Below are 3,076 nucleotides of genomic sequence, written 5' to 3'. Positions count from 1 at the left end.
GTGATCGCCGTATACCGCGTGATTGAACGCGCGCATCGACTGCCAGTCCGGGTCGGCTTCGTTCACCTTCAGCGACTGCAGCGCATTGGTCTTCTCCAGTGCGACTTCCTTGGCGGGGAAGCTGGGATGCAGCGCCGTGTCGGCGACCAGTTCGAGCAGTTCGTCCGAGTGACTTGCCAGCGCGCTGGCGCTGACGCCGATGGAATCGCGTCCCGCGCTTGCACCGTAGTCGCCGCCGATGGCTTGCAGCTTTTCGGCGATCTGCCTGGAACTGAGTTTGTCGGTACCTTCGTTGAACAAGGCGGCCATCAGCTCGGCCTGGGCAGGATGTTTCGCATCGTCGTACGACGTGCCGCCCAGCACCGCCAGCTGCACGTTCACCTTGGGCAAGCCGTTGCGCGGAATCACCCACACGGTGAGGCCATTGGGCAGGGTGCGCTGCGTGATCTGCGGAACGGGCAGCGGTCGCTCGGGACCGTAGGGCGGCAGTTCCCTGGGCATGGGCGCTTCGGTCGCATGCGCGGCCATGGCGAAGCCGAGGGCGGCAGCGAGCAGGGATGCTTTCAGAGTCGTCGTGATCATGACCTTCGCTCTCCTCAGTGCTTGGCCGGCTTGGCGCCGGCATCCTTGGCATGGGCCGTCACCGGGCGGCGGATGATCACGCTGCGATTGGCGTCCGTGAGATAGGTCTGCGCCACGCGGCGTACGTCGTCGGACGTCACCTGGTTGATCCAGCCGGGCACTTGATTCACCACGTTGGCATCGCCCCACAGCGTTTGCAGTTTGGCCAGCGTGTCGGCGCGGGAGAGGAAATCCTCCATGCCGCCGTACCAGTCGGAGAGCATCTTGGTTTTCACGCGCGCCAGCGTGGCGTCGTCGACACCGTCGTGGGCGACCTTGGCGATTTCCTCGTTGAGCGCAGCCAGCACCTGGTCGGGCTGGGCGTTGGGCTTGTAGATGGCAAACAGGCCGAACAAAGTGGGGCCCGCGTAATCGGTGCCGCTGCCCAGCGCGAAGTTCACGCCACCCTGGATTTGCAGCAGTTGTTCGCGTCCCTTCACCAGGCCCTGGTAGAAGCGCGAAGCGTCATCGCCCACCAGCAGTTGGGCCAGCACCAGCATCGGCATCTGGTCCTTGCTGCCGCGATCGGGTGCTTTCCAACCCACGGCAATCGCCGGCGCCTTCGCCAACGCGTCGGTCTGCTCGAGGTGCCGGCCTTTGTTGTTCAGCGGTTCGGAAACGTCGGTGCCGGCCGGGAGTGGCCGGGCCGGAATCGCGCCGAAATATTTCTGCGCCAGCGCGAAGGCCTGCTCGGGCGTGACGTCGCCGGAGATGCCGAGCACCGCATTGGCGGGCTGGTAGAAGGTGTCGTGAAAAGCCTTTACGTCGGCGATGCTGGCGTGGTCGAGATCCTCGAACGAGCCGTAACCGTCGTGCTTGTTGGCCCATTTGTCGAAGGCCAGCGCGTCCAGGTCGGTCCAGAAGAACAAACCATAAGGCTGGTTCTTCACGTTGACGCGGATTTCTTCCTTCACCACGTTGCGCTGGTTGTCGAGATTCTTGTCGCTGAARTCCAGCGTCTTCATGCGGTCCGCTTCAATCCACAGCAGTGGTTCCAGGGCGGAGATGGGCGCGGAGGCGATGTAGTTGGTGTAGTCGGCGCGGGTGGATCCGTTGAAGACGCCACCGCCGCCCTGGATCACCCGATCGAACGTGCCCTTGGGTGCATTGGGCGTGCCTTCGAACATCAGGTGTTCGAACAGATGCGCAAAGCCCGTGCGGTTCTGCGGCTCCAGCCGCATGCCCACGTGGTAGACCGTGCTGATGCCGACGGTGGGGGAGCTGTGATCTTCGGAAACGACAACAGTGAGGCCGTTGTCCAGTTTCTTCACGGCCACCGGCATCTGCCAGTGGTCGGTATCCGCGGCGTGAGCCGTTACTGCGAACAACAGGCCGGYGATGAGCGCCGGCAGTCGTGACGTGCGCATGGACCATCCTTGTGCTGCGGCGGGAGCACATTGGATACGGCGCAGGCGGGGCATCCGTCAACAGGAAGGATGGTCTAGGGCCGGCAAACAACACTGTGGGAGCGCACCCTGTGCGCGACGGGGGCCTGAGGCAGGCCAGTCGCGCACAGGGTGCGCTCCCACACGGGTGAGGAAGGATGGAATGGAAGGGCTGGATCAGCCCGTCGTCTCGATCCGCTCCACCCGGCGCAGACCCTGCGGCAGCAGGCCGCCGCGGGTGGCGCGGTTGCCGCCGTACTCGACCAGGTTCGACCATTTCAGCGTGAGCTTGCGCTGGCCGGCATAGAGCGTCACTTCGCCCTTGCCTTCAGTGACCACGGCGACGCCGACGACCTTCACGCCTGCGCTCAGCTTGGCCTTGGGCACGTCGATCAGCTTGTTGCCCTTGCCCTTGTCGAGCTCCGGCAGCTCGGCCACCGAGAACATCAGCAGGTGGCCTTCGGTGGTGACGACGACGATGCGGTCGCGTGCCGGATCGGCGCTGATCTGCGGCGCCAGCACCTTGGCGCCATCGCCCAGGGTGATGATCTGCTTGCCCGCCTTGTTGCGGCCGGTGAGCGCCTCGAAGCGCGTCACGAAACCGTAGCCGTGGTCGGTGGCCAGGATCAGGCGCGTGTCGTTGTCGCCGGCGGCAAGTGCGTCGAAGCTGGCGCCCGAGGGCGGGCTGAAGCGGCCGGTGACCGGCTCGCCGTTGCCGCGTGCCGAGGGCAGCGTGTGCGCTGCCATGGAATAGCTGCGGCCGGTGGAGTCGATCACCGCGACCTGCTGCGTAGTGCGTGCCTTCACCGTGGCGAGCAGGCTGTCGCCTTCGCGATAGTTGAGGCCGTCCGCATCGACGTCGTGGCCCTTKGCGGCGCGGATCCAGCCCTTGGCGCTGAGCACCACGGTGACCGGTTCGCTGGCTACCAGCGCGCTTTCATCGAGCGCCTGCGCGGCATTGCGCTGCACCAGCGGCGAGCGGCGGTCGTCGCCGAACTTGGCGGCGTCGGCGCGCAATTCTTCCTTGATCAGGCCCTTGAGCTTGGCCGGCGATTTCAGCAGCACGTTGA

3 protein-coding genes are annotated in these 3,076 nt (G+C 65.3%); all 3 read right to left on the bottom strand.

Going from position 1 to position 3,076, the window contains the following annotated elements; translation table 11 throughout:
• Positions 1-582, bottom strand: a 582-nt coding sequence (locus AC1DMG_RS21260; protein WP_477181068.1) for a M16 family metallopeptidase, incomplete at its 3' end; no start/stop codon positions are given.
• A 14-nt stretch (positions 583-596) separates the two neighbouring features.
• Positions 597-1,988 carry a M16 family metallopeptidase gene (locus tag AC1DMG_RS21255; RefSeq protein WP_477181067.1) on the bottom strand — a complete coding sequence of 464 codons (1,392 nt, stop codon included), beginning with the start codon at positions 1,986-1,988 and terminating at the stop codon, positions 597-599.
• A gap of 195 nt (positions 1,989-2,183) precedes the next feature.
• On the bottom strand, positions 2,184-3,076 hold an 893-nt coding region (locus tag AC1DMG_RS21250), incomplete at its 5' end, for a DNA gyrase C-terminal beta-propeller domain-containing protein (protein WP_477181066.1).

Source organism: Dyella sp. 01N36 (genome assembly GCF_056399745.1).
The sequence above is the reverse complement of the archived record's forward strand: the minus strand, read 5'-3'. Positions and strand labels throughout refer to the sequence as shown.